The following is a 26,212-nucleotide window of genomic DNA, read 5'->3' on the forward strand; positions in this document are numbered from 1 at the left end:
ATTGGTATTAATTTATTGGTTATCGTCATTAGTGTGTAGCTGTTTTAAAAAATTAATACTGGGCATAAAAAAGTACTCACCACCACGATTTTTAACAAAGCCTGAGAAGTCAAATGTAATAGGAGGATTACCCGATAGGTCATTGGTACCCCATTTTTTCGGCCAGGTTTGACCGGTGGGTGTTGTTTGGGGGAGGGGCACACCTATGAGAGGATCAAGTCCCGTATCTTTTTTTAGGAAGTTATTGTTATTACACCAGGTATTTTGCATGAATATAAATTGCTGCTCAATATTTGCTTGTAAACTGAGAAATAATAGGCCTACATCGGTCCATTCCTGACCAGGTTGCAAGTTGGTCGAACCATAGCTGATGCCTCGACGCACTATACGGCGGCTGCGTTCTATGGTAGGGGGAGCATTAAATTGCCGCAAGGTATCATTACGGGGATTCGTTTTACGGACATGTGAATGTAATGGACAACGTAAGCCGTTTATATCATCATCATAATTAAAGTTATTGAATAAATTAATCCAACCGTTAGTTGCTTGCTCAGAAATTGGGGTACCGTCTTTAAAACGCCCTACACATAAGGCGCCTGCATACTCGGCAGTAATAGGCTCTGAACTACCACTGACTTCGTTAATGGTGCTGGCTAATAAAGCTAAGCGATCCCAAAACCCTTTAATATTTTGTTGTAGTTTTCGGTAAACTATATAACTACCGTAACTATTTTTATTGCCACCTGGGTCTTTAACCATTACAGTATGGAGAGAGGCACTGGGGTCATAATGGTTAAAACCACCATTTTTAAAGTCTTCTTGCAAGTCAGAAAACAAAAACTTGGGATTACTAACGCCGTCGACAAAACCAAAATGTTCAATAACCTGGCCTTTGTCGTTACGCATGACATGACCAGACTGAATAGTGATAACTTCCGCGATTCCTTTCAGTTCATTAACTAATTGCTCAACCTGCTGATCTAAAAATCGCTCTGCTATAGCATTGGCAGTGGCAAAATCAATATTGGGCTGCCTACCGTAAGCCAAGAGAATGAGCCCGTCGATTGTAGATTTGAATGGAGGTTCCCAGTCATTTAAATCATCATTGAGTGGGTTAGCTTTAGAATGATGGTGCTGTCGCTTTTTATCTAATCTTGGTGTCGTATCATATTTTTGAGAAAGATCTTTCATTCCTGCCAAAAAGGCCTTATCCGTTGGCCATTGCGCTTTATTTATGGCTAATGCTTGATAGCCTGAGCGACTTAACATTAAATTGAAAAATAAGTGGTTGTTGCCGGTTTTTTTAAAATCACTTGACTGGTTTTCTTGATCTAATGTTGATGTTATTTTATCAGCAAACTGACTGACCCATTTACGGCTATTTGCAGGATTGTCATTGAATTTGATAAAAATATGCCGGGAATGATCTCGCCCATGGCCTTTTAATATATTTCCCTGTAAGTTGGCAAAAATATGCTTGAAATTAGGGTCATCAATATCAATATTGGTTTGGTTTAAGTCAACTGACATCCATTCATTCCCTTTGGCTATGCAATTGTTAATGTTTCTGTGATATTTTTATTATGTGTTGGTTAGAGTTATGCTGATTGTTCTTCAGTTGCTGTTTGGTTGGTTGATTTTGACGGCTGTTTAATTGTTGGTTCTGACAATGCAGGTTTACCTGGTTGTGGGCCTAATTCAAAAGCGTTTAATGAACAGGCAACCATAGAGTAATAACCAATTAATGTTGTAATTTCAGTAATTTCTACATCATTGAATAGTTTTTTTAGCTCTGAAAAAACAGTTGAGCTGACTCGTTTGTTATTTATCAGTTCACGCCCATAACGAATAATGGTTTGCTCTTTTGGGTTTAAGTTTGTTAAGGCATGCTTATGTTTAATGATGTCAATAGTGTATTGTGAAACACCCGCTTTTAATGCATACCCTTCATGGCCAGACCATTCAAATTGGCAATAATTTTCGCTGAGTGTTACTAAGGTAACGAGTTCTTTAATATTTGCAGGCAATATTGAGTCAAAGCGTAAATAAGCACCCAGGTCGGCAGTCAGTTTAGCAATCGATGGGCTATTTAATAAAAATGAAAAAATACCAACTACTTTTTTACGGCTTTGATTAATATAGTCGTAAGCTTCTTTTTGTTCGCCAGATAAATCAGTCGGCTTATCAATATAAGATATTCTGGTCATAACCTAATCCTTAGGTTCTTACATGTTGTCAATAATAGCTCAAGAGTAGCTAATAATTTTCAATATCACACACTTAGCCTTTGATATTGGAAATGAAGAGGCTACCCAACAAAACTAACTTAAGTTACTGTTACAGGAATGTTGCTATAGTTAGGCGGGGCTACTTAACAGTAGCAGTACGATAGGTCAGGACTAGATATAGACTCTATTAAGAGGGTAGTTAATGAACATTAGAAGTGATAGCAGTGGCAATAATAATCATAAAACAGGAAGTAATTGCATAGCCCCTGTTACTCTAGTTGGTAATCAGGTAACGTTAGAGCCCTTATCAATGGCGCATGTGTCGTCTTTGCAGAATGCAGCAACAGATGGGGAATTATGGCAATTATGGTTTACTTCTGTGCCTTCTCCTGATCAGACGGTCAGTTATGTGCAAACAGCACTGATGATGGCGGAACAACAAGCAGCCTTGCCGTTTGTTGTGCGTGATAAGCAATCAAATACGGTTATTGGTTCTACTCGGTTTTGTAATGTTGACCAGAAAAATCGACGTTTGGAAATAGGATACACTTGGTATGCTAAACGCTTCCAGCGTACGGCAATAAATACCGAAGCTAAGAGCTTGCTGTTAACCCATGCTTTTGAGCAGCTCAAGGTAATTGCTGTCGAATTCAGAACCCATTGGCACAATCAGGCTTCCCGGGCAGCCATTGCACGTTTGGGGGCCAAACAGGATGGGGTTCTCCGTAATCATCAACAAACAGCTGAGGGTGTTTATCGAGATACAGTCGTATTTTCCATTATTGAAAGTGAATGGCCAGCGGTAAAACAAAACTTGTTGTATAAGCTGGCTCAGTCAAGAAACATTGTTGGGTAGCTTTGTTAGTTAGTTAAAATACTCTGAACTTGACTGGTTAGACAATCAATTTGCTGCCACTTTATTGGTTTTATTACAAATCGTTTCTTTTGGTTACAAACCTCATATAGAACTAACAGTAAGTTTTTGCCAACATAGAGCGGCATCTGCAACAGGTGCAAGTGAGGTTGTAGTTAGAACATATGTGTTCTATTAAGTTAAGTTATTTTATCTCCTAGATAGAGTATAGGCCTGCTAATATTTAGCAGGCTTTTTTTTACCTGTCGCGAATCATTTCTAGGTTTTGTTATCATCGCTCCTAATCACCTATTTATATAGACTCATGAGACTTCGTCACTCGATGGCCTCACCTAACAATCCTTCGCACTGGGTAATGTTTAAAGAGCACTCGTTGTGTCTGCTATTTTAATGCCTGATAGTGCTTCAAAAGAAACATCCTTTGCTGTTAATAAAAAGTCTTTCATAAATGGGGTGTTTAATTGATCATCTCGAACAGCTGCATATAACGTTGCCCAAACACCTTCAGGGCCAAGTGGTTTAGCTTGTACATAACCTTTTTCTAAATATTCCGTCAGTGCCCAATTGGGCAAATTACAAACCCCTCTACCACTAGCAACTAATTGAATCATCATTAATGTCAGCTCGGCGGTTCGAATATGGGCGGGCTCAATACCTGCTGGATCTAAAAATTGTTTGAAAATATCCAACCGATCATGTTCAACGGGATAAATAATTAAGGTTTCATTAACCAGGTCACAGGGGGCAATAAATGCCTTATTGGCTAACGGATGTTGGTTGGCAATGGCCAGCAGGCTTTCGTATTTAAATAAGGGAATGTAGCTAATACCTGTAATGCCTTGAGGGTCAGCTGTAACGACTAAATCTAAATCACCTCTGGCTAGAGCTGGTAATGGGGCAAAATTAAAGCCGCTAGCCAAATCCATTTCGACTTCTGGCCAGTTATTGCGAAACTGGTCAATGGTCGGCATTAACCATTGATAACAACTATGACATTCAATTGCCATATGTAGCCTACCTGCCTCACCACCTGCTAGGCGACTGAGGTCTCGCTCAGCGGAGCGAACCAGTGGTAACACATCTTGAGCCAAGTTAAGCAGCCTTTTGCCTGCAGTGGTAAAACGTAATGGTTTAGTTTTGCGGATAAATAGCTGACAACCGATTTTTTCTTCCAAGTCTTTCAACTGGTGGGATAGTGCTGACTGGGTTAAGTGCAGGCGCTCTGCTGTTTCTACTAAGCTGCCAGATTCTTTTAAAGTAGACAGGGTTTTAAGGTGTCGCATTTCAAGCATAACGAGGACTTCTGTACTTGCTGAGTTAAGGAACGTGAACGCCTATAAGTTCAATTTTATTCAAGTTGAATATTAATAAAATGAGTTTGATTCAAGTGTAAGTGATTTTCATACTAAGGTCCATTGAGTGAACAGGCTAACTTGGAATAGATGACATGACAATTGCACACAGTTTAGGTTTTCCACGTATTGGTAAACAGCGGGAGTTAAAGAAAGCGGTTGAGGCCTACTGGCGGGGGAAACTGAATCAAGAACAGTTGCTGGCTGAGGGTCAAAAACTAAGGCAACAGCATTGGCAATGGCAGGCAGAGGCTGGGCTTGACTATGTGCCTGTCGGTGATTTTGCTTGGTATGACCAAGTACTGAACCTGTCTTGTACTCTGGGTGTTATTCCTGAGCGGTTTTTAGCTGATGCTAAACAAATACCAAGCGAAGTAGGTTTGGAGCTGTATTTTAAGATGGCCAGGGGTGACACCAATGAACAAGGTGAAGTCGCTGCCTGTGAAATGACCAAGTGGTTTGATACCAATTACCATTATATTGTCCCAGAGTTTACGGAAAACCAATCCTTTGCTATTTCCAGTAGCCAATTATTAGAAGAAATAAAAGAAGCAGCGCAGCAGGGGTTAAAGCCTAAACCAGTATTATTAGGTCCGTTAAGCTATTTGTGGTTAGGAAAAGCAAAAGGCAGTGACTTTAATAAGCTATCGCTACTGGATGAGTTGATTCGCGTGTACGGCGAGTTATTAGTTAAAATAGCTGATTTAGGGGTTGAATGGATTCAATTAGACGAGCCGATTTTAACCTTGGATCTTGACAATGAATGGCGCCAGGGTTTTGAAACCGCTTATAACCGTCTGCAAAGCACACCTGTAAATATACTGCTAGCGACTTATTTTGGGGCATTAGGGGATAACTTAGGTACTGCAATTAACTTACCGACTGAAGGGCTGCATATTGACTTGGTAAGAGCACCAGAGCAGTTAACATCAGTTGTAGATCGTTTACCTGCCTATAAAGTGTTGTCTGTTGGGGTTGTCAATGGCCGAAACGTGTGGCGCACGGATTTACAGCAATGGCTAGAGCGGTTACAACCCGTTAAGCAACGCATTGGTGATCGGTTGTGGGTAGGACCAAGCTGTTCACTGTTGCATTCACCCGTTGATTTAAATCAGGAACAACAGTTCGCTGATGATGTTCGTCAGTGGTTGGCATTTGCAGTGCAAAAAAATAAGGAAATTGCTGTATTGGCCAAAGCGTTGGCAGGTGATAACTCAACGGAAATTACAGCCGCTATTGAAGCATCAATGGCAGCGTTTAAAGAGAAAAACAACTCTGGTCGTATTCATGATGAAACAATACAAGCGCGTGTTCAAGCTATTGATGCTAACATGTCAATACGTCAAAAGCCGTATAATCAGCGAGTTGTATTACAACGTCAGCAATTAAAACTGCCTTTATTACCGACAACCACCATCGGTTCGTTTCCGCAAACCACAGCTATTCGAGCGGCCAGGAAAGCATTTAAAGCAGGTAAATTAACGGAAGCTGAATACCGTGCCGAAATGAAACAGCAAATTGCAGATGCCGTACATCGTCAGGAAACTCTCGACTTAGATGTGTTGGTGCATGGCGAAGCTGAGCGTAACGACATGGTGGAGTATTTTGGAGAACAATTGTCAGGCTTTTTATTTAGCCAGCATGGTTGGGTCCAAAGCTATGGTTCCCGGTGTGTGAAACCGCCTATTATTTTAGGGGATATTAAGCGGGAGCAGCCGATGACAGTTGAATGGATTCGTTATGCGCAAACCTTAACGAATAAACCATTAAAAGGCATGTTAACCGGCCCTGTGACCATGCTTTGCTGGTCTTTCCCAAGAGAAGACGTTAGTCGTGAAGTGAGCTGCTTACAGTTAGCTTTGGCTTTACGTGACGAAGTACAGGATTTGGAAAAAGCAGGTATTCATATTATTCAAATTGATGAACCGGCTATTCGGGAAGGTTTACCTTTAAGAAAAGCGGAATGGCAACAATATTTAGATTGGGCAGTGCGCTGTTTTAAAATTGCATCTTGTGGAGTAGAAAATACAACGCAAATTCACACCCATATGTGTTATAGCGAATTTAATGACATTATTGAAGCAATTGCTGCGTTAGATGCAGATGTGATTACAATTGAAACATCCCGGTCTGATATGGAACTGCTGGATGCCTTTGAAAACTTTGAATACCCAAACGAAATAGGCCCAGGGGTTTATGATATTCACTCACCGAATATCCCAAGTCAAGACTGGATTAAACAACTACTGAAAAAAGCAGCCAATAAAATAGACCTGGAACGACTCTGGGTTAACCCTGACTGTGGTTTAAAAACCCGTGATTGGAGCGAAACAGAACAGGCATTAGCAAATATGGTAGCAGTTGCTAAAGAATTGCGGGAGGAATATCAAGCGAGTTAGTGATGAAGTCATCTGCCGAGATTTCGGCAGATGATACAATCTTTGTTGTTTAATGAGAATTATTTTACATTCACTAAAAAGATTAGCTCGCCACTTTCTTTTGTTGAGTGTACCTGTTAACGATAGATGTTAAAGTACCATTCCTTTTTATGCTATTTAATGTTTTATTAATCTCTGGAATAAGGTTTTTCCACTTTTTGTTCAATAAAAAACGATAGTCAACACCATTAACTTCTTGTTCTGAAAAATATAAATCAGCTGTCCAGTCATCTTGTTGAGCTAACCATTGGCCAGTCAGTTGAGCAACAATGCCTATGGGCACCCGCTTTTTAGTAACTAGTCTAAGTACATTTTTATTAGAGCTGGTTTCTTACTTAATGATTTGTTTGTTGTCAAAGTAAGGCTGTAATGATGGGTAGTGATGGCCTATACGAGTGACCAGACAACATCTTTTATCCGCATAATGGTGTCACTGTATACCACTTTATCTGGTTGATCTATCCACTCTATAGCAAAATGCAAGGAGCATTTAACTGTCACCCTAATCATTATATTAAAATATAAACTCATAGGGGAAAGTCTGATACAGCAAGGCTTGCGGTAGCGGCTTTAATTTACATAAAAGTGCTACTGGAACTCATCGCTCGCCTCAATAACCATTCGCTTAGACTATATTTGGTGCCACTTTTCTAAGTAGTAACTCAAGTGGTTAAATTGTTTACGGTTAATCATTATACCTGTTTTAGTTCGTCTCCATAAAATATCATCAATGTGATTTACCCATTCATGTTCAACTAAATAATCAACTTCACAGCCGTATAAGCCAGCACCAAAATAAGGCCCCATCATTTCTGGGCCTTGAATGCCATTAAGAAATAGCATGCAACGGCTGCCATAACTACTGACGTAGCGGTTAATCATTTTTTCCTCTAACCAGGGAAAGTTTTGTTGTAATTGTTTTTGTAAACCTGAGATACCCTCTGTTAAATCCCCCCCTGGTAATGGTGTGTTTTGAGTCCAAGGTTCACCCATATTAGTAATGTAAGGGGTTAGTTTTGCCAGTGCTGCTTCAGCTAACTTACGGTAGGTTGTAATTTTGCCACCAAAAACTGACAATAAAGGAGCCTTATTATCTTGATTGCTGAGCGTTAAGGTATAGTCTCGGGTAATGGCGGAAGGATCGTTGGATTCATCATCACACAAAGGGCGAACACCGGCGTAACTATAAACAATATCAGCTTCACTAATATGTTGTTTAAAGTGGCTATTGATAATATTAATCAAATAATCAACCTCTGTAGCTGAGATTTTTACTTGCCGAGGGTCTCCTTGGTATTCAACATCAGTAGTACCAATTAGTGAGAAGTCATTTAAATAAGGAATAACGAAAACGATCCGTTGGTCATTATTTTGCAAAATATAAGCTTCAGAACCTTCATGTAGCTTAGGTACCACAATATGGCTGCCTTTTATTAGGCGGATTTTATAGGGCGATTGGGTATGGATATTATTTTGCAATACATTTGCTACCCAGGGGCCAGCAGCATTGACAATGCCATTACAATAATGGGTGGTTAGCTTTTGAGTTAGCTCATTGCGTAATACCACCTTCCAATAACCGTTTTCGCGAAATGCTTCCACAAAGGATGTTCGATTTCGAATATCAGCACCATGCTGATAAGCGGATATGATATTACTGATAACCAGTCGGGCATCATCGACCCAGCAGTCAGCATATTCAAAGCCTTGTTTAATTTTCTCATCTAATGCAGAGTCTTCATCGAATCGTACGCCACGAGAGGCCTCTAGTGATTCTCGCTTACCTAAGTGGTCGTATAAAAATAAACCCGTGCGAATCATCCAGGCTGGGCGTAAATGAGGCTGGTGAGGTAGAACAAAACGCATAGGTTTAACTAAGTGAGGCGCTATTTTTAATAATACTTCCCTCTCCTGTAGGGCTTCTTTGACTAGTCTAAATTCATAATGCTCTAAATAGCGTAAACCACCATGAATCAGCTTGCTACTGGCTGATGAAGTAGCGGAAGCAAAATCCTGTTGTTCGCAAATAAGCACTTTTAAACCACGTCCTGCTGCATCGGCAGCAATGCCGGCACCGTTGATACCGCCACCAATTATAATCAGATCTATAGGGTTTGTTGGGCTATTGCCGACTAATGCATCCATAAAGCACATGTTTCCTTTTAATAAAAACCTTGCATGTAAGATTTCGAACATTATTTTCGAAAAAGAACATTACCTGAGTTTAACGTGTGACCATTAGTAAATACAAGCTGAAAGGTTGGGTTAGAAAAAATACTACGAGAAGTCGATAAAAAGTGTATTAAGTCTTTTTATGAGGTGTATAAGTCAACATTCGATTAATTCGACGTTATAGTCATTTAACTGTTGTTTTAGCTTAGAGAAGGGACAGTGGTCAGTAAATACCTTACTGATTTGGGTGATATGGCCTAAACGAACTACGGCGTTACGACCAAACTTTGAATGGTCTGCTGCTAAATAAACGGCGCGAGAGTTATTAATAATAGCTTGTGAAACCTTTACTTCCTGGTAGTCAAAATCAAGCAATGCCCCATCGGCGTCAATACCACTAATGCCGATGATACCGAAATCCACCTTAAACTGTTGGATAAAATCCACTGTGGCTTGCCCTACAATACCTCCATCAGGTTGTCTGAGCTGACCTCCGGCTAATATGACTTCAAAGTCAGTTTTATTGCAAAACAAACTGGCCACGTGAATGTTATTAGTGATAATTTTTAGCCCTTGATGCTTTAACAGGGCTTTGGCAATGGTTTCGGTAGTCGTGCCAATGTTAATAAAAAGCGATGCATGATTGGGAATATAAGTAACTAGTTGTTTGGCTATTCGCTTTTTTTCGTTTAACTGCATAATTTGGCGGGTATGATAAGCCGTATTTTGCGTACTGGTTTGTGACACAGCACCGCCATGATAACGAATAATTTTACCGGTATTTGCCAGGTTATTCAGATCGCGTCGAATGGTTTGGGGAGTAACACTAAAATGATGGGCTAAGTCATCAATGCTGGCATAACCATGTTGAATAACCCAATTTACAATTTCTTGATGTCGGTGTTGTTGTGTCATAGTGTATCTCTGTAACCACCATTTTTGAGTGGTGGAAGAATACTCTTTTATTTAAGATAAAGTCATCATTAAATTGATTGGTACTTGCTGGTAAGGAATAAAAAAAGGAGTAAGCATGTCAACCTATATTTTGGCTATTGATCAAGGTACCACCAGCTCTCGGGCAATTATTTTTAACGAAAAAGGCCTACCACTATGGCAAGCGCAGCAGGAGTTTAAACAATATTATCCCGATGACGGTTGGGTTGAGCATGATCCTGAGGAAATTTGGATAACTACTTTACAGGTTTGTCAGCAAGTGATGCAAAAAGGCAAACTGCGGGCAGCGGATATAGCGGCAATCGGTATTACTAATCAGCGTGAAACAACGGTCGTGTGGGACCGGGAGACAGGTAAGCCTATTTATAATGCAATTGTCTGGCAAGACAGGCGCACTGCGGATTATTGCGAAAAATTAACCCGAGCCGGTAAGGAAACGGTTATTAATCAAAAAACGGGTCTATTAATAGACCCTTATTTCTCAGCATCGAAAGTAAACTGGTTGTTAGAAAATGTACCTGATGCAAGAGAAAATGCTGAATCGGGAAAATTATTATTTGGCACCATTGATACTTTTTTACTATGGCGATTAACTGGTGGTAAAAGCCATAAGACTGATGCTACTAATGCTTCTCGAACTCAGTTGTTTAATATTCATACGCAGCAGTGGGATGAAGAGTTATTAAAACTTCACCATGTTCCCGTTGCCCTAATGCCGGAAGTAATGGATTGCAGTGCTGATTTTGGTGTAACAGAACGCACCTTGTTTGGAGGAGAAATTCCTATTTATTCGATGGCAGGTGATCAGCAGGCTGCACTGGTGGGGCAGGCTTGTTTTAAGCCAGGAATGGTAAAAAGCACCTATGGAACAGGTTGCTTTGTCATTATGAATACTGGTGAACAGGCGATACAGTCTGAAAATCGATTGTTAACTACTATCGGCTATCGGCTTAATGGCAAAGTGAGCTACGCTATTGAGGGCAGTATTTTTATTGCAGGTGCAGCGATGCAATGGCTGCGAGATGGGTTAAGGCTAATTCCTCACGCCAATGTTACAGAAGCATTGGCTCAAGTAGCGAAAAAAAGTCATGGGGTGTATATGGTACCGGCTTTTACTGGGTTAGGTGCTCCCTATTGGGACCCTCATGCCAGAGGGGCCATTATGGGTTTAACGCGAGATACCGGTATCGCAGAAATAGTCTCTGCAGGTTTGCAGTCTGTTTGCTATCAAACTAAAGACCTGATGAATGCGATGGCCGCGGATGGCGTTGTTCCTACAACCTTAAGAGTGGATGGGGGAATGGTGGTAAACAACTGGATGGTTCAGTTTTTAGCCGACATTTTAGGGGTGACAGTCGAGCGGCCACAGGTTACTGAAACGACAGCACTTGGTGTAGCTTACCTAGCTGGACTCTATAAAGGGATATATCAGTCAGTGGATGACATTGCTAACTATTGGCATTCTGACCAGAGGTTTGAAGTGAGTATGGAGCAAGTGCAACGAGAGAAACTCTATCAGGGCTGGCAAGAAGCTGTGCAACGGGTAAAAAGTAACAAAGGATAAAGAGCTAGCTTGCCCGAACAAAAACGTTAGTTTCGGGCAAGATGAATTTCTACTACTTGTGGATTTAGTCGTTGCAAGCTTGTAGTGAATGTTTTTACAAACTGCAAAGCCTCATGCTGAGTTGTAAATTTTTTGGCTTTGTCACGGTTGCCATAACTGCCGTTATTGACGGCATAACAGTCGGACCACCCTTTACAGTTCAGTTTAACTGCCCACTTGGGTAGGGGCTGAGTTGCTTTGGGGCCTGCAATAGCGCCGGAAAAGCACAGTAATAATAAGGGTATTAGGCTCCATTTCATAATCTTACCTTGTTTCATGAAGTCTACTCAGTTGATCATAGGCTTAATTATAAACCATCATCCCGAAATAGTATTTTAAATTGGTTGTATAGGTGATGGTTTAGTCAGCTTTGGTTGTTTTGCGTTCAGTTTAGATGCTTTGTGTTTGGCTAGTAAATAGACAGTTCAATTGTATCAGTTCCTCTTTGATGATTCACCTTGTTGTTTTAATTATATCCAGGTCTGTTTATGTTGGGACAGTGAAGTCTTTGACCTAATCGTGCGTTTGAAAATAAGAAATAATCAAGCAACTTAAGGTGATAAGATGATGCAACAGTTATATAGTTCATTAACCAAACTTGGCAAAGTCAAACTGATAAATTCTCAGGTTTTAGACATAAAGTTAAATGTAAGTAAAATCCAACTAAGAGAAAGTTTTTTATTGATGCACAATGCATTAAACATATAATCCGCTTTGTTGGTGGTTGGCAGTATTTAGAGTGTAATTTTCATGATGAACTGATCCTCGATAATAATCAGTAGCTAATAAAAAATAACAACAATAAATATTAGGAAAAAATTATAAAATAAGGCGACTTTAGTCGTGCACTTTTGAAGAAGATTCAATAAAAAATGAGTACGACTATGATATAATTAGTCATCCCTCTCATACCGAGACTAAAAAGTTCCAATGGTTAGCAAAAGTTAAAAAGATTAAAAAAGGTATCTGTTTACTGATCAAGAGATAGCGATTAATGCATAACGGTGCTAATATTTTTCCACATTTTCTTGGTATCTAGAGTTAACACACTATTATGCTAAAAAAGCTTGCAGAAAATCTATGGACAGTAGAAAGCGATATGCGTTTTTTAGGAGCTGATATTGCTCTTCGAATGACAGTGGTTCGACTATCGAATAATACGTTAGTGTTAATTAGTCCGGTGGCCATAGAAGAAGCAATGGTTGATGCGTGAAATCAATTAGGTCATGTGACGTATATTGTAGCACCTAACTTAATGCATCACCTTTATGCTGAGGAGGCAAAGCAACATTTTCCTGATGCTAGTTTATTGGTGGCTCCTGGGTTACCAGCGAAGCGTAGGGACCTGGCATTTGACTATGTATTTGATAATCAGTCTTTTCAACCATGGCAGAGTGAACTTAGTCACTTTGTCTTTACTGCTTTGCCAATATTAAATGAGGTGGTATTTTTTCATCCGGCAAGTAATAGTCTAATTGTGACTGACCTGGTGTGTAATATTCAAAAAGTCGATAGATCTCTTTTCAGTCTTTATTTACGTTTGTCCGGGGTGTTAGGAAAATTGGCCATGAGCAGAATGTTTCGCTTGTTAATGCGTAATAAAACCCATGCCAGGGAGCAATTACGTCAAATATTACACTGGAACTTTGAGCGCATCGTAATGGCACATGGTGATGTGATTGAACAGGCTGGGCAGAATAAACTGAAGGAAGCAGTTAGCTGGTTAAATATATGAATATATTTTAAATAGCTGATCTCTCGATCAAGAAATAGGAGAAACTATTACCTTATTTTGTACATGAACCACTAGTAATATTTTTATAATAAAAGGGCTGCAATCTGGAAAGATGGCAGCCATATAAGGGGAAAAGGATAAGGAGAGTTAATTAAAGTACAGTTACATTATCAGCTTGAGGGCCTTTTTGCCCTTGCTTAATATTGAACTGAACTTTTTGGCCCTCAATTAGGGTTCGATGGCCAGTACCGCTAATCGCACTGTAATGAACAAATACATCCGAGCCATTGTCTTGCTCAATAAACCCGAACCCTTTAGTCTCGTTAAACCATTTTACATGACCAAAATTAGTGGACATTTAATTACTCCAGAAGCTTTACCAGTTCAAACTTGTTGGTGGCTGCTTTGGCTATTAAAACCAATGATGAGATAGCTCAAAGTTGAGCCAATGCTGAGAATTGCAGATGTTACTTATGTAGAACGAGACGAGGTACAACAGTGGGCCTTCGAGCTGTTTTGCATAAATAGTACTGTTTTCATTTTCAGCGTAACCAGTATAGGCAATGGTTGAAAAAAGGTAAATGTAAGTCCTACTCATTAGCTATCATTAATATTGGAAACTACCTTTAATTTTTTTGATATTAATTTTACAGTGACTGACACAAAAATAAAATCCACTCTTTAAACAGACTGACTTTTTGTGGAACTTGCTGCATTTTGCGGGTTATAAGGTAGTAGCTGTATTGGCTGGTACAAGGAGATGAAATAGGAGATATGAATAACTGTTTTTTCAGTTCCTGTTCAACTAGAAAACGAGGGACTAATGCAATGCCAAGTTTTTCTTGCGCTGCTTGTATCAACATAAAATAGTGTTCAAAGCCCAGTCGCTTTTCTTTTGGCTCGTCACAATTATGCTGTTGGAACCAATTACGCCACATGTGTTTTCTAGAAGTATGTTCGAGTAACGTATAGTGCTGGAAGTCTTTTGCTGTATTGATTGGGTAGTCTTTTTGTAATAAGTCAGGACTACAAATAGGAATTAATGTTTCATTCATTAGCCAAGTTGCATTAACTTTAGGCCAATAGTTGTCTTTGCTGCTACGAATGACAATATCGACATTTTCTTCAAACAAAGCATCGGTATTGTCACTGGTAATGATATTTAACTGTAGGTGAGGGTGTTGCTGTTTGAATTGATTGATTTTGGGAATCAGCCAATGGGAACTCAGTGAAGGTAGCATACTGACAGTGAGAATTTCATTCGGCCGAAATTGTTGGATTAAACTTTGAGTGGCTTCATCCAACAAGTCCATGGCTTCTATAATAGAACCCAAGTACTGTTTGCCCGCTGTGGTGAGTTGTAAGGTTTGGCCTTTCCGTTCAAACAAAGAAAACCCTAAAAACTCCTCTAACTGCTTGACCTGCCGACTAATAGCACCTTGAGTGACAAATAGTTCGTGGGCTGCAAGAGTAAAGCTTTGATGGCGACCAGCGGCTTCAAAGGCTTTCAATGCGTTAAGAGAAGGAAGGAAACGGGGCATAGGACTTTAATACCACAACAACAGCTTTAAACGTAAGTATGAGTTTTTCTCATGATGCTGTTCATTTTAATCGTTTGTCTGAGCCTTGGCAATCACGTCTAATTAACCCTGGATATGTTTACCCATTTTGGGAGGTAATCTAGCAGTTTAGATTACCCTTTTCTTTTTAACCTTTTAGTCAGGGATACTCATAGGAGTGGCCGTGGTTGACTTCCTTTTCTTACTCGAAAAAGTAAGCTTTTTATTTTTCTTGGTATTATTGGGCTTTATTATTGGCCGTTGTTTTACTATTGAGCTGAAAACAATTTCAACACTATTACTTTATGTGTTGTCACCTATAGTTATTTTTAGTGGCACAGCGAAAGCAGATTTAACCCCAGCCTACTTGGCTGTGCCAATCATCTTCTTTGTGATTTGTATAGTATTTGGTTTGCTTGGCTTGCGAGTAGGGCAGCGTTGTTGGAAAGACAATACTCAACACCTGTTTGCTTTATCCTGCAGTACTGCAAATACAGGTTATTTCGGTTTACCTGTTGCCATGGCTGTTTTAGATGATAATGGTGTCGCTCTGGTAATTTTCTCAATGCTGGGGATTACCTTTTACGAATATACGGTTGGCTTTTACATTGCAGCAAGAGGTCGTTTTTCGGTAAAGAAAAGCTTGCTGAAGTTAGCTAAAATTCCTTTTATTTATGCATTTAGCGCAGGGCTAATACTTAATTTAACTGAATTATCTTTGCCTGGTAGTATTATGGGACAGCTGGCTGTGTTTAAAGGGGCTTACACAGTGCTGGGGATGATGCTAATAGGTTTTTCATTAGCTAATGTAGGGCGTCAGCATATTGATTGGCGGTTAATTTTATTCACTACATTTAGCAAGTATATTTGCTGGCCACTTATCATAACGATATTAATACTTGTAGACCAGCAGTACACCCAGTGGCTTGACCAGCAAATTATTTTTGTCATGTTATTAGTGGCTGTGGTGCCTTTGGCTGCTAATACCATTGCATTAGCAATTGAATTGAATGTACAGCCACAAAAAGCATCAATTGCTGTGCTCACCAGCACAGCTCTGGGAATTATTATGATCCCTTTGTATCTGGCAATATTACCGGGATATTTGATGAATAACTAAAAGGGTACTTTGTCCCCTTTTAGTTTTTTAGGCTATTAGTACATAAACTGTTGCCAAGATAATATGTAATACAGCAAATGGTAGCGCTTTTTTGACGAAACCGGCAAAAGATAAAGAAAGCTCGTACTTATGCATAATTGTCACTGCCACCAATGTAGATGCGCTGCCAATAGGGGTTAAGTTACCACCCAGGTTGGCACCAAATACCACTGACCACCAAAGGGACGAGTCACTGGCTGTACTCGCTGTATCTAAAATTTTGGCTAACATTGCGGCTAAAGGAATATTATCAGTAACAGAGCTAAAAATAGCTGAGAGTATTAATAGAATACTGGTACCAACGGCTGTTTCTTCTGTGCCAATGAGTGCTGTAATGCCTTTCCCGATTAAATCCAACACCTGTGCATGTTCCATTACATTAATGACTACAAATAAAGCACAGAAGAACGTAATTAAGTCCCAGTCGACAGCTTTATAAAACTGATCAACTTCTGATTTGTAACGAATCATCATTACCGTAGCAAAACCAAGTGCGACGAACCCCATTCCTAAATCTTTCACTAATGGCAATATGGATGTTGTGGCAATGGTTAAGATAAACATAATTAACATAACCCCTGCAAACTGAAAAAATCGCTTGCTTTCAATACCATCACGTTCATCAAAGCTAGCCACAAGCTCTTTGGCTTGACTTTTTTCCTCTTCAGAGGCCAAAGACTGAATAGCGAATAATTTGGAACCCATCCATAATGTGATGACAGTTGCAACCAACACATAAGGACTGGCTTTCAAGAAAAAAGCAACAAAGCTGATACCAGCAGTATTTCCCACAATGATGTTTGGTACTGAGCTAATTAGGGTTAATAAACCACCAATGTTAGTGAGAAGGCCTTGGATTAATAAGAACCCAAGCAGTTTTTCTGAGCGATTTAATTTATTCAGTGATACGGCGGTTAATGAACCAACAATAATCATTGCCGTCACATTGTTCAGCACAGCAGAAAAAATAACTGTCATCATCCCGTAATACCACAGCAATTTTAGCGGATCACCTGCGGATGCTTTAGTAAGTTTGATTGCAACCCAAGTAAATAGTCCCGATCGGGAGGTCACATCAACAAAAATACTGGACCCTAAAATAATGGCGATCACCCCCCAGTCAACAGCAGGAATAAATACCGGCATGTTAATCTCATGGCCATTCGGTAAGGCAATACTTCCAAAGGGTAACAGCTCAAAAAAAGCACCTAATAGCAGACTGATTGCAGCAAATACAGCCACAATCAGTGACTTTTTTGCATGAATTTTTTCTTCAAGGGCCAAGCTAACAATCATTAGCACCAAAATAATCACAAATGTAATGGTGACCCCAGTACTGACACTGTGAACACTATGGGTGGCAAGCTCAGAGGCCACTTGTTGGGTATTGCTCATTTGCTATTTTCCTAAAAATCTTGTTCTTAAAATCTCATCAAAATAACACAGGCTAAAATGAGAAAAAGGCAGATCTATAGCATTAATAATGGAATATGTCGTAGCTCAATGGCCAATGGATAGGCTAGACCATGCATTGCCAGTTGGTCTTCATCTTTGGTATTCATTACTAGCAAATCCAGTTCATATTCTTCAATTAAACTTTTATAGTCTTTAATATGGTGACCAAACTTCACATGCTCGATCACATTAAGATTAATATTAGCTTCAGCTAACGCGGGTGGGCATGAGCTAATAAAATCGTGAGGCTCCTTTAGTAATTGTCTTGCCAGCTTTTCTTCTGCATCGTCAGTATTTATAGTGGCAATTTTACTGATTGCTTTAATAATCCGCTTAAAATAGACCTCATCTTCAATATGACTCAAGTGTAGGCTACCCCCCGGTGCTGTAAACGCAACAGCATTATGGACTAAATCGTGGTCAAGGGTGAGGTGGTCAGTTACTACCATAACGGAAGTGCTTTTTGTTAAAGCGTGCTCACTGGCATAACTGGCTTTAGGGTGTGGAATAACTAATACTGGTATTGCCGTACGTTGTAGTAATACATCTAGATGCTCCCCTAAACTATGGGGAAATTGCCAGGCATTACTGTATAAATTTCGATAACTACAAATCAGGTCAGGTTTAATTGCTTCAGCTTCTTGCAAAAGTGCTTCTGTAGTTTTTGGTGTTTCACCAATACTTAAATGCCATTGGATGCTATTAGTACTCAGCTGTGGTGAAAACTGCTGCAGTTGTTGTTTAATTTTTGCACTATTCTCTTCAGTTTGATCAGTAATCAATAAAACAGATTCAATTTTCACTGGTTTATAATGATAGACATCTTTTACTGCTGATCTGAATACACTTTCAAACTGGTCAACTGATGACATAATGGGTCCTTAACTTTATTCAATAAAAGTATCATGTTGATTAAACTTGAGTTTCATTTCAAACTAACGGGTCTTGCAAAACTTAGGTGGGTAATACCATTTGTGTAGTATAACAAGGAATACAATGAAGCAGCGGTGTAATGGTAGCATAAAGTGGATAGTCAGCTTAGCTATACTCCTGATTTCAAATAATGTTGTATCAACACCAGTGGAGAATACTGTCAATATGTCAAAATCCCCTCCCATTGCCAAGCAGCACCCAAAAGCCTTGAAAGCACATGGTGAAGAGAGAGTAGATCCTTACTATTGGCTGAGGGATGATGAACGTAAGGCTCAGCCGGTGTTGGATTATCTGTTAGCAGAAAATAGCTATACACAGCAAAACTTAAAGCCGATAGCGCCGTTGCAGGAGCAGCTTTATCAGGAAATGGTTGGTCGGCTGCAAAAAGACGACAGAAGCGTTCCTTATCAACGGGGAAACTATTGGTATTACAACCGCTTTGAAGGGAATGATGAATATGAAAAATTATGCCGGCGCAAAGGAAACTTAACAGCGACTGAATCAGTCCTTTTAGACTTGAACGAGCGAGCAAAGCCACACAAATATTACCAGCTAGGGGAGGCGGAGGTTAGTTTTAATCAGCAGCTGTTGGCCTTTTCTGAAGATACCAATGGACGTCGGCAATACAGTATTCGTATAAAAGATTTAACAACAGGTAAACTACTTGGTGATAAGTTAAACAATACGTCAGGTGATATTGCCTGGGCCAGTGATAATAAAACTCTGTATTATACCCGCAAACATCCAAAAACCTTATTACCTTATCAGGTATATAGGCATGAGCTGGGTACCGAGCAAAAGCAAGATCAGCTAGTGTATGAAGAAGCCGATAACCAGTTTTTTACTTCATTATATACGACAAAATCCTATCAATATGTGGTAATTGAGTTAACCAGCACACGCACCAGTGATATTAAGTTAATTGATGCCTATAATCCTTTGGCCAAACCTGTTTCATTTGTTAGTAGGGAGCCAGGTCATGAATATGAATTAGTAGATGTTGCTGACCGATTTTATATTCGAACCAACTGGCAGGCAGAAAACTTTCGGTTAATGACGGTAGATAAGCGTCATATTGGCGATAAGCAAGCTTGGCAAGAAGTGATTCCTCATCGGGCTGATACCTTTCTAGAAGACCTAGAAGCATTTAAAGATTATTTGGTGGTTGCCGAACGGACCAACGGTTTGTTACAGCTGAGAATACGTCAGTTGAATAATAATAAAGATCATTATTTAGACTTTGGCGAGCCCGCTTATACGGCATATATTGGCCATAATGAAGAGCTGGATACGGAAATCCTCCGCTTTGGTTATTCTTCATTGACTACGCCAGACTCAGTATTTGACTACAATATGCGAACGCGTCAAAAAATACTACTGAAGCAGGATAAAGTGATCGGTACTTTCAAACCAGAACTTTATCAATCTGAACGGCTGATGGTAGCTGTTAGAGACGGAGTGAAGGTACCAGTCTCGCTAGTTTATCGTAAAGGATTTCGTCGTAATGCTGGTCACCCTTTGTTGATTTATGGCTATGGTGCTTATGGTAGCTCGTTAGACCCTTTTTTTAGTTCAGCACGATTAAGCCTCTTGGACAGAGGAGTCGTTTATGTGTTGGCTCATGTTCGAGGTGGTGAGGATTTAGGTCGGCAATGGTATGAGTCAGGTAAACTTGATCATAAATTGAATAGTTTTAACGACTTTATTGATGTGACACGCTATTTAGTGTCAGAAGGGTACGGTGCAGCCGATAATGTATTTGCGATGGGGGGAAGTGCAGGTGGTTTGTTAGTGGGGGCGGTGGCTAATATGGCACCTGAATTATATCGAGGAATTGTCGCTGAGGTCCCGTTTGTTGATGTTTTGACTACTATGTTTGACGAATCAATTCCACTTACCACCAATGAATATGAAGAGTGGGGAAACCCAAATGATCGCAGCGCTTATGATTATATAAAGTCCTACTCTCCTTACGATAATATTACCCGTCAGGCGTATCCTAATATGTTAGTGACAGCTGGACTACATGATTCACAAGTGCAATATTGGGAGCCTGCCAAGTGGATCGCCAAACTACGACACTACGATACCAGTGATAATCAAATCCTGTTGTATACTGAGATGGAAGCAGGGCACAGTGGGGTATCCGGTCGCTATCAGGCTTATCGTGAATTAGCAATGGAATATGCATTTGTTTTGCATCATGCGGGTGTTGGAGATTAATTTGTCGATTTTTACGCCTGTGAACTTTCAAGCTTCTGCTACAAAAATGAGGTGACGGATGCGTAACTTGTTATTACGAAATTCTACTTATTACTTTAGAAAGGTTCTTCCTGAAGACTTAAGGCATACCTTTGATAAGCGTGAGGTTTTCATCTCTTTGCAAACCAAGTCAAAGCGGTATGTTCTGCTCAACTAAAACAGGACACTTTTCTAAAGGAATTTTCATATTCGACTGGTGACATATCATTATTAGCAGTTTGCAGCCTGTCTACGTTGTAATATCGCATATAAGCAGTGACATCATTTTTAATACACTTACACGTCAGTTGTAGTATTTTCAACAGCCAATTGTGTTTGAGGCTACCAAAGAACCATTCAACAACCGAATTGTCCCTGCACGCGCCTATATCACCCATGCTAGAGAGCAGCATTTCTAGTGGATGAAGCTTTAAAAGTGCCTGTTAAGGTAATTTCAATATTACCCGCACCGCCAACATGAGAAAGTAGGGTGGCAAATAAATTCACATTTGTTCCGCTACCCAATGAAACACATTTAAGTGAAACTAACATCCAAACGCCATTAACATTGACAAAAATATCCGTTTCTTTCCAGTGGCCATTTACATTGACATAAGTGGTATCAAGCGATTACCAGCGATTATTAATATTTAAAAAAGTTTCTGACATAGGTGATAAAGAGTACCATCTAAAATGTCACTCTTATTTATTATTTAAATTGTTTAGTGTTAATAGGCTAGAATTATATTTGTTAGAAATTCAGAAGTATCTGGTGATAGGTCATCAAATTCTAAGCCTGCTTGATATACTTGCTTGCTGTCTTGAAAGTCGTACTGAGACTCTGTTTGTTGCATGCTTATTTTAGCTACATGGATAACTCTAGCATTTATTTTTATTGGTAGTTCTTTATTTTTTATATCATCAAAAGCAAAAATTACTAGTTGAATAGTCGAGTCTTGCTCCAATTCCGCTTGTGTATGTATAAGGACTCCTCCAGTTGACACATTAACTGTATTAAAACTGTAATGTTTTATGTCTTTTTCTATCTTAGATAGTTTCCCATTCCATATTATTCTTTTTCGTAAGTAGTGCCGGTTCTTATACCTACGCTGGTTTTCCATGCAATGCTTTCCCTGGCTTTCATAACATACCACGACAATTATAATTGACTTATTGTAGACTAGCTATATTTAAACCAGAGATTACCGTGAGAACCACCAGAAGGATTTCCTTTACTCAAAATTACATTACCTTGGTGATAAACAGGCTTGCCTTTCTCAGTCAGTGTTTCCGTTACGTTGGCATCATCCAAAACCAAATACGGCGGCATTTATCATCATCTGATGTATTACCAAGTATCATTAATGCTTTATATTTAGTGCCATCATTATAAATACACGCGCCACCAAGACCGACACCATCTACCGCATATTGCCTATAATCATCAAAAGTCCAAGAGCCTTTTACTTCAGGCTTATATTTCTCAACATAGCCTTTTGCTCTGTTGGCTTCTCCATGTGCGCGATTAGCCTCCGACGTTGCCTTATTTGCTTCTGCAATAGCTTTCTCTTTGTACGCATGGGCAGTCACCATATGTTGCTCAGCTTTCCCCCTTAATACCTCAGTCTGCTTCTTAATTGAAGTAGTAAAAGTTCTGGCTTCACTTAAAGTTTGCTCTGTGTCAATTTTTAGTTGATTAGTTGAAGCTTTGACATGCTCGGTTTTTTCTCTTCCGCTTTTTGCGAGGTCCGCTTCTGCGCGCGCTGTAGGAATATATTGCGAGTTCATGAAGCCTAGATTCACAACATCGTTATTTTCAATTGGATTAGCGACATTTCTAATTCGTCTATTTAACGCGTCAAAGTAACCGTCCTCTTTCATCTTCAGTAAACCCTCCGAATAATCAAGGACTTCCTGAGCAACATAAAAAAGCTGTTCATTAGCTTTATCTAAAATGGCTTCGGATAAAATAGCGCCGTCACCGAAATCAACAGCACGCTCATGTAAAGGCGTGTCGCGTTTAACACGGACCACAACACTTCAGGAGCTAGCCGTCTGCGTAAAAATTCCCGTCTGTCGTGTCTGCCAGTGGCTTGTAAATGAGTTTGGCCAACGTAGACAAGACCAGCAAAGAAAGTGGAGTGCATAAAGAGTGAGGCTGTGTGTAGGTCCCTGTGTTTTAGACCATACAACAACTGTTTTGGGAAGCCTTCGGAGATGCGAACCAAAAGTAAACGCTGAACAACTTGGGCATTGAAGAGAAGGCTAAGAAAATCTTAAAAGGCATCGAGTTCATGCATATGATTAAAAAAGGGCAAATGAAAAAACACTATCGTGGCAATTTATCACTGACTGAACAATTTTATGCGTTAGTTGGATAAGTGCGTCCAAGGGAAAGCCGTTTTATAATTAATTAAATATGTGAAAAACAACTGAAAAGTCTCCTTTCGGCAAGCGTGTGCTAACAGAATTTTTTCAAGCACATAGCTGCCGAGGAGATACTTTAATTTTCAGTTAGTCGCTCCAGCTCATTCTTTCACAAAAGTCTTTTAGCTGAGTTAAAACCTCTCGAGAAGAATACAATAAAGCTTAACTAAATGGCCGTTTCCAGGGGTTCATTAGTGTTTCAAAGCTTGCATCATGGTTCTCGAATTGCGCTTTATTCCAGATTGGACTCATTGAAAATACTTTATCTGATGTGGTACGTTTTGCTGTATCAATAATAGCGTCTTCGATTTGTTCATCAGCAATATTTTCATCTTTTAATATTGATATTACTTTATCAAGATCAAGTCGTTGAGTGTCATTTTCACCTGGGTGAACCCCCTGATTCACTCGAAGATGTAAGTGCAATCCTGCGGTTTTATCACCATAAACGGGGCTGTGAAAATATAAGTCTATTTTATCACTTTCATTAACATGATAAACGGTTTTCAAGTGAGATATTGCAAGTGTTTTCATCTCCTCAAGTAAGCTCAGATGCTCTTTCCTTAAATGACTGACTGTTGAAACAACATCGTTACCCGTTCTTGCTTTATATTCAGCAGCCGTTTCTCTGTTTAATGTGGCCACTTGCTCAGACTGTTCCTGATGTGTAAATAATTTACTAAAAACACTGGTATGCTCATAAAGATCGGAGGGAACAAGATAGGCAACACAGCCAAAACCACCAGGACCAAACTTGGCTTGAGTTGGGTTGTCGAAGAATTCTTTCTTCCCTGGTGTATAAGATGGGTTAGGCATAATAATCATTCCACCTATTTTTGGCTGAAAAGAGGTGGCTGCAAATTGCTCAGGGTGTGCATCAAGCGTTCTTGATTTTATATTGTTACTCTCAACAAAAAAATTATGGATAAACTTGGGTAGAGCAAAGTTACTATTATAGCCTTGCAACCTTTTTTTTATATTTTCGCGAGGAACTAATGCAATGGAGTCCTTATCATATTTCTTAGCCGCTTTTGCTGTTATTTCATAGGGTGTTTTATTTGTCATCCTTCGTTCATGTAATTCTGCGGCCCGATTAGTGTTAATGAATGCTAAATTAGCTGATTTTGTTGCCGGAGTTTTCCACGGATTAGGAGCGCGCTCAAAATCAACCCCATTATCTGCATAAGTTTTTGGCTTAAGTATTGGGTTTTGGGTGATGACTTTGCCGGAACTTGTCATTGGAAATTTGGTAATTTTACCAGCACTTTTTAACTGACTAATAATCTCATCCACAGATAAGTTTCTTAAGTCAGTTTCAAGTGGATGATTGCCTTCATTTACTCTAATGTGAAAATGTAATCCACAAGTTTGCATTGCATATATCGGTGCATGGGAGTAGATATTGACTTTTTCTCGTTTTTCATCACATCGATAGACATCAAATAAGTGAGAAATAGCAGTTGCTTTTAAGTCTTCAAGCAGTGGGATATGAGCTTCACTAAGATGCAAAGGTATTGAGAGAAACCTGTTGCCAGTTCTTTGCTGATACTCGGTATTTAACTCCTGGTCGTTATTTCTTTTTTGGCGATTCTCGATAGTGGCCGTAGGTTCGATTGCTGGTGCATCAGAGGGGATAGGAGTATCAGGGAAAAGCTGCTGAAACACTGGATATCTTTCATATTGGTTGGGGGGTACCCAAAAAGCGACTAACCCAAAACCAGTTGTACTCCTAGTGTTGTCTAAGAGCATTTCTGGGATTGCTGTATAGGTTTGCCCTATTTCTGGAATATTTGAGGGGTTGGGAGATATAATAAAACCGCCTAATTTAGGGTCAAATCTCGTACCAACAAATTGCTCTGGATGAAGAGAGAATCCTTCTGTTCTACCACTGGGTTCTCCTTTAAAAAAAGCATCAATGAAGCCAGGAACACCGCTGGAAGTTTTTAGCGTGTCGTATAAGCTAACTTGTTTTGCAAAATTAGCTTGGTTTAGCATGGCAACTTCAGGGTTATTATATTTTTTGACGGCTTTGCTCGTAGGTACGAACTTAAGCTGAGGCTTGGAATGTAATTGCGCTAAATCATAATACTCAAGAGCTTTGGGGTAAACCCGATCATCAGCAGCGGCATTTTTTGCTTTTATTGCACTTTCTCGTGCCATGATTAGGTATGTGTCATCACAACTACCTTGTTTATACTGATAGTTTGAGAGTGGTATTTCTACTGAGTTATTCGTAACTTCAGCAATATTCTGACCAAAGCTGTTCTTTACAGCTGGATCAGTTAAAGGTGTTTTACTAACCGTAGAGTCACCACCTATAACAATGGGCATGTTAACTCCTATTAAAAGTGTGCATGATGTGGTTATTCGATTTATGTATTTGGCTGCCTCATCTAACTGCCAGTCTATAGTTAGTTTTGTCTTCTTAAACCACCAGGGGGTTCTTCTGTGATATCTCTTATTTCAGGTATAGACCCCCATAGCGCAAGCTTGGCTTGCATATGCTTTAAACTGTCTTTACTTGTTTTGTAGTGCCCTGAAGAATTGTTAATTATAAAATGTCCATCATTTGCAGCTCTAATGGTTCCAGCACATTTGACTGTACCATTTAATCCATCAATGCCTTCTGCTTGAGCGAGTGCAGCATGAGATACACGGCGTAGTGCTTTGGGTTGGTCTAAATAGGTGTCAATTGATATCGAGTGTATGGCTAACTGGTCGTCTGAGGATAAGACAAATTTGTGATAAGCATTATCGTTAGGAAAAACAACTTTCCTTAATTCCTCTAAACTAGTCACAGCTGTTGTTGTGGCCCCACTTTTTTCTTTTGCTATATGAAGACAGGATATTTCCAGCTCAAATTTATGCTTCGTTTGATTGTGGTAGCGTATATCACTATCCAGAGGTCGTAGATTCATTGGTTGACTGATGGACTGTCTTGTACTTAAAGCACTATTTGAGTGAGGAGCATTAGAATAGGAGTTCGCTACCTGGTGAATGTGTGTACCAATACCTCTATGGCTTGTTTCATTGCTTTCAATATTAATTGGACTTTGTACTGATGTGATAGGCTTTACCACTA

The 26,212-nt window shown here is 39.6% G+C and carries 24 protein-coding genes and 1 pseudogene; 8 read left to right on the forward strand and 17 right to left on the reverse strand.

All coding sequences use genetic code 11. The features are described from left to right. Positions 1 to 12 precede the first annotated feature (12 nt). Positions 13 to 1,530 carry a Dyp-type peroxidase gene (locus G4Y78_RS10050; RefSeq protein WP_163832893.1) on the reverse strand — a complete coding sequence of 506 codons (1,518 nt, stop codon included), beginning with the start codon at positions 1,528 to 1,530 and terminating at the stop codon, positions 13 to 15. Between the two features lie 68 nt (positions 1,531 to 1,598). Next, positions 1,599 to 2,207 carry a carboxymuconolactone decarboxylase family protein gene (locus G4Y78_RS10055; RefSeq protein WP_163832894.1) on the reverse strand — a complete coding sequence of 203 codons (609 nt, stop codon included), beginning with the start codon at positions 2,205 to 2,207 and terminating at the stop codon, positions 1,599 to 1,601. A 223-nt stretch (positions 2,208 to 2,430) separates the two neighbouring features. On the opposite strand from G4Y78_RS10055, the gene G4Y78_RS10060 reads away from it, so the two are divergent. After that, positions 2,431 to 3,084, forward strand: coding sequence for a GNAT family N-acetyltransferase (locus tag G4Y78_RS10060; RefSeq protein ID WP_163832895.1), 654 nt, complete (start codon positions 2,431 to 2,433; stop codon positions 3,082 to 3,084). Positions 3,085 to 3,461: 377 nt separating this feature from the next. Here G4Y78_RS10060 and G4Y78_RS10065 read toward each other — a convergent pair whose 3' ends face one another. After that, positions 3,462 to 4,394 (reverse strand): LysR family transcriptional regulator, encoded by a 933-nt coding sequence (locus G4Y78_RS10065; RefSeq protein ID WP_163832896.1) that lies wholly within the window; start codon positions 4,392 to 4,394, stop codon positions 3,462 to 3,464. A 155-nt stretch (positions 4,395 to 4,549) separates the two neighbouring features. Here G4Y78_RS10065 and metE point away from each other — a divergent pair, with 155 nt between their 5' ends. Next, positions 4,550 to 6,853 carry a 5-methyltetrahydropteroyltriglutamate--homocysteine S-methyltransferase gene (metE, locus tag G4Y78_RS10070; RefSeq protein ID WP_163832897.1) on the forward strand — a complete coding sequence of 768 codons (2,304 nt, stop codon included), beginning with the start codon at positions 4,550 to 4,552 and terminating at the stop codon, positions 6,851 to 6,853. Positions 6,854 to 6,935: 82 nt separating this feature from the next. Here metE and G4Y78_RS10075 read toward each other — a convergent pair whose 3' ends face one another. The 3 genes from G4Y78_RS10075 to G4Y78_RS10085 form a co-directional block, all read right to left on the reverse strand. Then, complete coding sequence (locus G4Y78_RS10075) at positions 6,936 to 7,175, reverse strand: amino acid ABC transporter substrate-binding protein (RefSeq protein ID WP_163832898.1); 240 nt, start codon at positions 7,173 to 7,175, stop codon at positions 6,936 to 6,938. Between the two features lie 347 nt (positions 7,176 to 7,522). After that, positions 7,523 to 9,037 carry a glycerol-3-phosphate dehydrogenase gene (gene glpD, locus G4Y78_RS10080; RefSeq protein WP_163832899.1) on the reverse strand — a complete coding sequence of 505 codons (1,515 nt, stop codon included), beginning with the start codon at positions 9,035 to 9,037 and terminating at the stop codon, positions 7,523 to 7,525. Between the two features lie 183 nt (positions 9,038 to 9,220). After that, positions 9,221 to 9,979, reverse strand: a complete 759-nt coding sequence (locus G4Y78_RS10085) for a DeoR/GlpR family transcriptional regulator (protein WP_163832900.1) — start codon at positions 9,977 to 9,979, stop codon at positions 9,221 to 9,223. A gap of 115 nt (positions 9,980 to 10,094) precedes the next feature. On the opposite strand from G4Y78_RS10085, the gene glpK reads away from it, so the two are divergent. Continuing rightward, positions 10,095 to 11,582, forward strand: coding sequence for a glycerol kinase GlpK (gene glpK, locus G4Y78_RS10090; protein WP_163832901.1), 1,488 nt, complete (start codon positions 10,095 to 10,097; stop codon positions 11,580 to 11,582). A gap of 26 nt (positions 11,583 to 11,608) precedes the next feature. On the opposite strand, the gene G4Y78_RS10095 is transcribed toward glpK, so the two are convergent. Beyond that, positions 11,609 to 11,881 (reverse strand): hypothetical protein, encoded by a 273-nt coding sequence (locus G4Y78_RS10095; protein WP_163832902.1) that lies wholly within the window; start codon positions 11,879 to 11,881, stop codon positions 11,609 to 11,611. Positions 11,882 to 12,675: 794 nt separating this feature from the next. Between G4Y78_RS10095 and G4Y78_RS10100 the strand changes: the two genes are divergently transcribed. Beyond that, positions 12,676 to 12,834 carry a hypothetical protein gene (locus G4Y78_RS10100; protein ID WP_163832903.1) on the forward strand — a complete coding sequence of 53 codons (159 nt, stop codon included), beginning with the start codon at positions 12,676 to 12,678 and terminating at the stop codon, positions 12,832 to 12,834. A gap of 15 nt (positions 12,835 to 12,849) precedes the next feature. Continuing rightward, on the forward strand, positions 12,850 to 13,356 hold the full coding sequence (locus G4Y78_RS10105; protein WP_163832904.1) for a DUF4336 domain-containing protein: 507 nt from the start codon (positions 12,850 to 12,852) through the stop codon (positions 13,354 to 13,356). A 151-nt stretch (positions 13,357 to 13,507) separates the two neighbouring features. Here the strand turns inward: G4Y78_RS10105 and G4Y78_RS10110 are convergent, their stop codons facing one another. Together G4Y78_RS10110 and gcvA are read right to left on the reverse strand one after the other, a co-directional pair. Continuing rightward, positions 13,508 to 13,714 carry a cold-shock protein gene (locus G4Y78_RS10110; protein ID WP_163832905.1) on the reverse strand — a complete coding sequence of 69 codons (207 nt, stop codon included), beginning with the start codon at positions 13,712 to 13,714 and terminating at the stop codon, positions 13,508 to 13,510. A gap of 289 nt (positions 13,715 to 14,003) precedes the next feature. Then, positions 14,004 to 14,897 (reverse strand): transcriptional regulator GcvA, encoded by an 894-nt coding sequence (gene gcvA / locus G4Y78_RS10115; protein ID WP_163832906.1) that lies wholly within the window; start codon positions 14,895 to 14,897, stop codon positions 14,004 to 14,006. Between the two features lie 202 nt (positions 14,898 to 15,099). Between gcvA and G4Y78_RS10120 the strand changes: the two genes are divergently transcribed. Then, entirely contained in the window at positions 15,100 to 16,035 is a 936-nt protein-coding gene (locus G4Y78_RS10120) for an AEC family transporter (RefSeq protein WP_163832907.1), read from the forward strand. A 27-nt stretch (positions 16,036 to 16,062) separates the two neighbouring features. On the opposite strand, the gene G4Y78_RS10125 is transcribed toward G4Y78_RS10120, so the two are convergent. Further along, the gene (locus G4Y78_RS10125) at positions 16,063 to 17,469 is read right to left on the reverse strand and encodes an ArsB/NhaD family transporter (protein WP_163832908.1); all 1,407 of its coding nucleotides are present in this window, start codon (positions 17,467 to 17,469) and stop codon (positions 16,063 to 16,065) included. Positions 17,470 to 17,543: 74 nt separating this feature from the next. Continuing rightward, the gene (locus G4Y78_RS10130) at positions 17,544 to 18,401 is read right to left on the reverse strand and encodes a hypothetical protein (RefSeq protein ID WP_163832909.1); all 858 of its coding nucleotides are present in this window, start codon (positions 18,399 to 18,401) and stop codon (positions 17,544 to 17,546) included. Between the two features lie 124 nt (positions 18,402 to 18,525). On the opposite strand from G4Y78_RS10130, the gene G4Y78_RS10135 reads away from it, so the two are divergent. Further along, positions 18,526 to 20,685 (forward strand): S9 family peptidase, encoded by a 2,160-nt coding sequence (locus G4Y78_RS10135; protein WP_163832910.1) that lies wholly within the window; start codon positions 18,526 to 18,528, stop codon positions 20,683 to 20,685. 58 nt (positions 20,686 to 20,743) lie between these two features. Then, complete coding sequence (locus tag G4Y78_RS31680; protein WP_408022084.1) at positions 20,744 to 20,881, forward strand: DUF6538 domain-containing protein; 138 nt, start codon at positions 20,744 to 20,746, stop codon at positions 20,879 to 20,881. On the opposite strand, the pseudogene G4Y78_RS10140 reads toward G4Y78_RS31680, so the two are convergent. The 6 genes and pseudogenes from G4Y78_RS10140 to G4Y78_RS10165 all read right to left on the reverse strand — a co-directional run. Continuing rightward, positions 20,874 to 21,107, reverse strand: a pseudogene (locus tag G4Y78_RS10140) (IS3 family transposase); the annotation flags it as partial. The gene G4Y78_RS31680 and the pseudogene G4Y78_RS10140 overlap by 8 nt on opposite strands. Beyond that, the gene (locus tag G4Y78_RS10145) at positions 21,103 to 21,255 is read right to left on the reverse strand and encodes a hypothetical protein (RefSeq protein ID WP_163832912.1); all 153 of its coding nucleotides are present in this window, start codon (positions 21,253 to 21,255) and stop codon (positions 21,103 to 21,105) included. The gene G4Y78_RS10145 and the pseudogene G4Y78_RS10140, both read right to left, overlap by 5 nt. Positions 21,256 to 21,431: 176 nt before the next feature. Beyond that, entirely contained in the window at positions 21,432 to 21,824 is a 393-nt protein-coding gene (locus G4Y78_RS10150) for a PilZ domain-containing protein (protein ID WP_163832913.1), read from the reverse strand. Positions 21,825 to 21,996: 172 nt separating this feature from the next. Further along, the gene (locus G4Y78_RS10155) at positions 21,997 to 22,737 is read right to left on the reverse strand and encodes a phage tail fiber domain-containing protein (RefSeq protein WP_163832914.1); all 741 of its coding nucleotides are present in this window, start codon (positions 22,735 to 22,737) and stop codon (positions 21,997 to 21,999) included. A gap of 555 nt (positions 22,738 to 23,292) precedes the next feature. Next, a complete protein-coding gene (locus tag G4Y78_RS10160; RefSeq protein WP_163832915.1) occupies positions 23,293 to 25,461 on the reverse strand; it encodes an HIT family protein in 2,169 nt (722 codons plus the stop codon). Between the two features lie 80 nt (positions 25,462 to 25,541). After that, positions 25,542 to 26,210 (reverse strand): hypothetical protein, encoded by a 669-nt coding sequence (locus G4Y78_RS10165; RefSeq protein WP_163832916.1) that lies wholly within the window; start codon positions 26,208 to 26,210, stop codon positions 25,542 to 25,544. Between the last annotated feature and the right edge of the window lie 2 nt (positions 26,211 to 26,212).

This window comes from Spartinivicinus ruber (assembly GCF_011009015.1).
Classification (GTDB): domain Bacteria; phylum Pseudomonadota; class Gammaproteobacteria; order Pseudomonadales; family Zooshikellaceae; genus Spartinivicinus; species Spartinivicinus ruber.